This is a genomic window from Rhizobium sp. SEMIA 4085 (assembly GCF_013004495.1).
Classification (GTDB): domain Bacteria; phylum Pseudomonadota; class Alphaproteobacteria; order Rhizobiales; family Rhizobiaceae; genus Rhizobium; species Rhizobium gallicum.
The window spans coordinates 1-6358 of sequence record NZ_JABEPH010000350.1; the positions used below are offsets into that span (position 1 = coordinate 1).

General features: G+C 56.4%; 4 protein-coding genes and 3 pseudogenes. 4 read left to right on the forward strand and 3 right to left on the reverse strand.

The genetic code is table 11. The features are described from left to right. On the forward strand, window positions 1-809 hold an 809-nt coding region (locus C9413_RS25970; RefSeq protein ID WP_170251092.1), incomplete at its 5' end, for an ATP-grasp domain-containing protein. A gap of 245 nt (window positions 810-1054) precedes the next feature. On the opposite strand, the pseudogene C9413_RS25975 reads toward C9413_RS25970, so the two are convergent. Beyond that, window positions 1055-1466 (reverse strand): annotated as a pseudogene (locus C9413_RS25975) (transposase); the annotation flags it as partial. A 100-nt stretch (window positions 1467-1566) separates the two neighbouring features. On the opposite strand from C9413_RS25975, the pseudogene C9413_RS25980 reads away from it, so the two are divergent. The 3 genes and pseudogenes from C9413_RS25980 to panD form a co-directional block, all read left to right on the forward strand. Then, window positions 1567-1717, forward strand: a pseudogene (locus C9413_RS25980) (transposase); the annotation flags it as partial. Between the two features lie 177 nt (window positions 1718-1894). Continuing rightward, window positions 1895-3124, forward strand: coding sequence for an acetyl-CoA carboxylase biotin carboxylase subunit family protein (locus C9413_RS25985; RefSeq protein ID WP_040114287.1), 1230 nt, complete (start codon window positions 1895-1897; stop codon window positions 3122-3124). Between the two features lie 799 nt (window positions 3125-3923). Beyond that, on the forward strand, window positions 3924-4346 hold the full coding sequence (panD, locus tag C9413_RS25990) for an aspartate 1-decarboxylase (protein WP_040114288.1): 423 nt from the start codon (window positions 3924-3926) through the stop codon (window positions 4344-4346). Between the two features lie 282 nt (window positions 4347-4628). Here panD and C9413_RS25995 read toward each other — a convergent pair. Both C9413_RS25995 and C9413_RS26000 read right to left on the reverse strand, forming a co-directional pair. Then, window positions 4629-4818 (reverse strand): annotated as a pseudogene (locus C9413_RS25995) (CoA-transferase); the annotation flags it as partial. A 221-nt stretch (window positions 4819-5039) separates the two neighbouring features. After that, entirely contained in the window at window positions 5040-6356 is a 1317-nt protein-coding gene (locus C9413_RS26000; RefSeq protein ID WP_170251093.1) for an aspartate aminotransferase family protein, read from the reverse strand. Window positions 6357-6358: the final 2 nt, after the last annotated feature.

Here is a 6358-nt window from a genome sequence, read left to right on the forward strand (position 1 = left end):
TGTGTGTCCGATTCGGCAGCGAGTGCGAGGAGTTAGACGAACATACGGCCTATCTGTTGGGCGGGAGGCACATATGGCGGTGTTCGCCCAGGATACTGGTCGAAGAATTCGCACAAGGCCCATACTATAGCACTGACACAATGGGAAATGCAGTCATTGCAATTGGTGCCGCCGAGTTCGACCGCCTACCGCATTTCGTCGTTCGCGAGAGCATCTTTCCGGCCCCGCTAACAGATGACGAGCATAAACGTATCGTCGATGTTTCGCTGAGTTGTTTGCAAGCTCTCGGCCTTGGCTGGGGCCCAGCGAACATTGAGTTCCGATGGACGAAGCGCGGGCCAGTCGTCATCGAAGTTAATCCGCGTCTTCCGGGTTGGACCACGCCTAGACTGATTCAGCTGGCCTACGGTGTGGATCTCATCGCCGAACACATCAAGCTTGTTGTCGGCGAGGAATGGGATTTACGAAGAAGGCATTCGCAAACTGCGGCGGCGCGGTACCTAGTTCCTGATCGCGATGGCATCCTCGATTGGATCGATGGTGAAACTCGGGCGGATGCTATGCCAGGTGTGGACGAGGTCAGAATTTATGTTAAGCCCAAGAAGCCTATCATCAGAAAAGGCGATTACCGAGACATGATCGGACATGTCATCGCCACTTCACCTACCGGTACTCGGACCAAGACGATACTTCAGCATGCCGTCGAGGTAATCCGTTGGTCGATTACACCATTTCCGGCCCTCGGCGAACAGGAACCATCTACAGCCCCTCACGTCCCCACGCTGGCAACGGTGCCAAGTCAAAGGTGACTGTCAAGCGCGGCCCTTACGAACCTCCGCGACATCCATCTTGTGACAGTCGATATCGAGCGCAAAGCCTCACCTGGCCTTCCAGGCAATGTCTCGAACTTGGTAATCCCTCCAGCCGCGCCTGGATCGTCGGCTTACACGCGGGGGAAGCGATGTGTTCTATGAGGACCCAATGCGCCCTTGTGATGCCTGCCTTGGTGATCCCGCCACGCTTGGCTTCAGACAGGGCCTGATGTGCCAGTGTCGAATTCTGCCAGATAGGCCCGCAATGCGTTTGCCACCATGGTCCGTTGGCGAACAAACAACGACCGAGCACGATGGATCATGAGAATACTCTGCTGTTCCACCGTTTTGACAGGCACAAAAACGCATTGTCGGGCGCTGCACCGCTTCGCAGATTGCTTCGGCATCCAACGCGTCGCTTTTGCCGCGCTTAACATATGCCTTCACGTAGGACGGGGGATGAGCCGAACCTCGTGGCCCATGGCGACCAGCGTGCGGGCCCAATAGTGCCCGGTTCCGCAGGCCTCCACTCCGATCAGGCAGGGCGGGAGTTTTGAAAAAAAGGGTATCATCTGCTTTCGGTGAAGCCACTTCCCTAACGTGGTGCCTGGAACACGCTTTTGCCAGGTCTAATCCAATGGTGGCGATCTTCATCGCGAATGCTCCTTCTATCGCTTCGGTGATCCGCTCGCATCCTAGCAGCGATCGGCCGGTGCGGGGGCCACATCATCAAGACTGTCTTTTGGAGGCAGTCATGGGTGCTTTGGATCGTCTGATCCGTCGGGACGAGCAGTGGGAGCGGATATCGCACCACATCATTGGTGATGAGCGCACGCGCGGTTCGTCCGGGCCGCGACAACCGCATGTTCGTAGAAGCGGTGTTTTGGATTGTGCGTACCGGTTCAGTTTTGATTTCAGCCGGCGCAACAATACTTTCATGTAAATTTACAGAATCTTTGCCAACACGAAGCTCTGACAATGATACCTTCACCGCACTGGTCTAAGGTCAGGCTCGGCTGAAAAAAGTTGAGGCCAATTGATACCCGGACCGAGGCATAGCATAAAACCGAGGGTCAATGGGAATGAAAAGAAGAGCACTCATCTTGCTTGAAGGGCACAGGAGTATTGGCCTGCTATACATGAAAGCGGCCCAGCGTCTTGGGCTTCATCCAATTACACTGTCAGCTGATCCAGCTCAGTACGACTATCTTGCGACGGAAAGACTTGAGGCATTCCTGGTCGATACAGGCAACATCGATGCCCTGCTACAGGAATGTTGCCGGCTGCGTGCGACCTATGACATTGCCGGCATTACTGGCTTTGCGGATGAGTCGCTCTATGCGACAGTTGGTAGGCTCTGCCGCCATTTCGATCTCCCTGGGCCGAACCCTGCATCGATTGAACGTTGCCTCGACAAGTTCGTTCAACGTCAGTTCCTCGCGAAGGCTGGCGTTCCTATGCCTGCTTACCGCTTGGCAGCGGATGCAACGGAGGTTGAAAGCTCTGCGGCCGAAATCGGCTTGCCGGTGGTTCTTAAGCCAGCCGTCGGCAACGGTGCCCGCGGTGTCCGATTGTGCCGCACCGTCGATGAGTTGACCGAGCATACGATCTATCTGCTGGGCGGGAAGCACATATGGCGGACTTCGCCAAGAATACTGGTCGAAGAATTCGCACAAGGCCCATACTATGAAGCCGAGATAATGGGAAATGCAGTCATTGGGATTACTTCCGCTGACTTCGACCGTCCACCACATTTCGTCTTTCGGGACAGCGTCTTTCCGGCCCCGCTGAGTGAGGACGAGCACAAACGCATCGCCGATGTTTCGCTGATCTGTCTGCGAGCTCTCGGCCTTGGCTGGGGACCAACGAACATTGAGTTCCGGTGGACGAGACATGGCCCAGTCGTCATTGAAGTCAATCCGCGTCTTGCGACTGGTATTACTCCGCGAGTGGTCTGGCTGGCTTGCGGTCTCGATCTCGTGACCGAGCACATCAAGCTTGTCATCGGCGACGAATGGGATTTGCGCAGAAGACATTCGCACACTGCGGCGGCGCGGATTCTCGTTCCTGATCGCGACGGTACACTCGATTGGATCGATGGCGACAGTCTGGCGGCTGCCATTCCAGGTGTCGCCGAGGTTAAACTGTATATTGCCCCCAAGACGCCGATCGTCAGAAAAGGTGATGTCCGAGACCGCATCGGGCACGTAATCGCCGTTTCACCCAGCCCAGCTCAGAGCAAGGAGATCCTTCAGCGCGCGGTCGGCTTAATCGATTGGTCGATCACACCAGTTCCGACCCCTGGTCAATAGAGCAATCTATGGCCCGCTTCCCGCACCAGTACCGGTGGCGCCCAATAAGAGGTGATCGCCGAACGTTGGTACAAGGAGAGCACGAAGAGAGCAGATTGATCAGGATAAATTTGGCCACCCCTAGGGAGCCGTACTCGGCTGATTTTTGGCTGAGGCTTGATGCTATCGCGGCGAGTTGCGCGGTCAATGCAACCGTGACAGGCGCGACGCTCTTCAAGTCCGACGGCAACGTGGTTCCACGGCAGAACTCTCATCAGGCGGCGAAAGCCGCCTCGGCCGGATCAGTAAGCAGTTGCTGTTTTGGCCTTTGCCGATGGCGCGGGGTGGACGCCACTCCCTTCTATGCATCCGGCCCGCCGCGCCTTTCGCTCTCGCTGAGAGTTGCGCCCCGGCCTCCTCGGCTGTGCGCGGTTTAGAAGGCGCAGAATATAGTGAAGTTCAAGGCCGGGTAACAGGCAGACAGAATTCCCGCGCGCGACGAGATTCACGTGTGCCATTGAATCACCTTCGGCGTTGTCCGATCTCCGACGATGTGCGACCGCGACATGGCAGATTCAGAACTATGTTTTTTAAATGCTTTTCTCGTCTGGCACGATAGATGCAAGGTCATCTGTATATACGTCACGGAATCAGGAGAAGCTGTCCCCATGATGACGCTCACCAAAGAGCCGCGCCGATGCCCTCTGCTAGTCTGCTCCTCGACCTGTAGCGGCACGTCGATCAATTCCTGTCCTTGCGAATAGCATCACTGCCGTCGTTCGTAGAACTGGCGATCCATGGAAGAAGAGGAAATTTACAGATGAAAAAGGTCGTTGCAGCCAAGCTTCATGGCATCACCGTAACAGGTTCGGAATTGAACTACCACGGATCAATAACTCTGGACCCAGATCACTGCGATGAGGCAGGGATTCTTCCGCTGGAATTCGTTGAGATCTGGAATAGGGCTTCAGGCGTGCGAATCAGCACGTACGTCATTTACGGTGAGAGGGGTTCACGTTGCTGCGTGCTGAACGGAGCTGCTGCTCGTACATGTCAGGTCGGAGACGAGATGATCATATGCTCTTCCACATATATTGAGGAAAATCAGATCACAGAGATCAAGCCGCGGGTGCTGACGTTCGATCGGGACAATTCTGTCCGCGACCGCTTGTTCTACGATGCTCGGGTAAGGGATGATGGAACGGTGACGTTCGATGTTCGCGAGGGTTCCCCTTCGCGGTAACGCCCTAACCGCTTAGTCGGGATCGTCGGCACAGAAAGGCTCGAGCACAGAAATGAGGCGATGCCGACTGTCCGTCAAACGGGGCAATTCACACCCGAGCACCCTCGGTTGCTTTAACCTGCAAAGCCTAAGGCGGGCCGCCGCCCACACCACGGTCACAACTGAGGGCAGCCGTTGCCCTCTTGACCACCGTTGCGACTGTGAACGTTCACCCTCGTTGCGTTATGGCGTCAAAGCAAGCCGGCGCTGATCCGATTGTGCTTCACGCGGCGCGGCCTCATTGACGATCGAGAGATCCGCGACGATACCAGTCGCAAACATATAGACTTCGCCGTCGAAGATCTTGAGTCTTTTTCCATTTGCGACCACGGTGCCCGACGCCGGTCTTGGCATAGAAGCCGGCAATGCCGGCGCCGCCCACCCGCATGCGCTCTGCCAGCATCCCCTGCGGATTGAATTCGAGCTGCAGCTCGCGTAGGAATACCACAAAGGCCGAACCCACCCGCGGCAATGAACGTCCCGTCGCCGACTCAGCGTCATGATACACTTTGCTACCCATTTTGCTCATATTACTTCGACAGTCAGTTTGCGGACCGAAGCTGAACTCTTCACGTTCGCATACGTATTCCAGATGCTTGGGCAACGACGTTCCGAGCCGCTGGCGTGACTTCTTGCTAACTCGGTCAGCCAACGCTAAGCGGCGATCGCGGCGTCTAAGGCGTCGCCTAGGCGTTCGACGATCGTGTCCAGTTGGCCGGCATCTATAATGAATGGGGGCGCCAGCAAAACGTGATCACCTCGTACACCATCAATTGTGCCGCCCATCGGGTAAACCATCAACCCTCGCGCCATGGCTTCTCGCTTCACGGCCACATTCAACTTCGACGCAGGGGCGAATGGCGATTTACTTGAGCGCTCTTCTACGATTTCGATCGCACGAAAAAGGCCGCGGCCGCGAATGTCGCCCACATGATTGTGACTGCCGAAACGCTCACGAAGTCGCTGATCGAGCAATTCCCCCATCCGCACAACGTTATCAAGGAGGCAATGCCGGCGAATAATGTCCTGTACGGCAAGGCCAGCCGCCGCTGCCATAGGGTGCCCCATATAGGTGTGACCGTGCTGGAAGAATCCTGTTCCAGAAGCGAACGCGTCGTAGATGTGACGTCCAAGCAGGACCGCGCCTATAGGCTGGTAGCCTCCGCCCAGCCCCTTTGCGATCGCCATTATGTCCGGCACGATGCCTTCCTGCTCGAAAGCGTGTAGAGTTCCGGTGCGCCCCATGCCGCACATGACCTCATCGAGTATTAGGAGAATACCGTAGCGGTCACAGATTTCGCGAATCTTTTTGAAGTATCCATCTACCGGCGGCACCGCACCGGCCGTCGCTCCAACAACAGTTTCCGCAACGAATCCGATCACGTCGTCTGGTCCGAGTTCAAGTATCTTGGTCTCAAGTTGGTTGGCAACGCGCTCTCCATACTGATGCTGGCTTTCGGCAGGCAAGCGGTCACGATATGCGTAGCACGGGGCGATGTGATGGGTTTCGATCAGCAGCGGTCTGAACTGGGCGCGCCGCCATTCATTGCCACCTGCGGCGAGCGCTCCCAATGTATTGCCATGGTAACTTTGACGCCGCGCGATAATATGTTTGCGGCGATTTTCGCCCTTCTCGACAAAGTACTGGCGGGCCATTTTCAGCGCCGCCTCCATAGCTTCCGAACCTCCGCTGACGAGATAGACGTAGTCGATACCGCGAGGCGAGTCGGCAACTAGGCGGTCTGCCAGACGCTCGGCTACTTCCGTAGTGAAGAAGCCCGTGTGAGCATACGCGAGCTTGTCAAGTTGAGCATGCAATGCCGCAAGCATTTCCGGGTGCCCATGGCCGATGCATGACACTGCGGCGCCTCCCGAGGCGTCGATATATGCTTTACCGTCAGCATCGAATAACTCGATCCCGCAGCCGCCTGCCGCCGTAGGCAGATCTGCACGAGTCGAGCGGTGTAAGATCT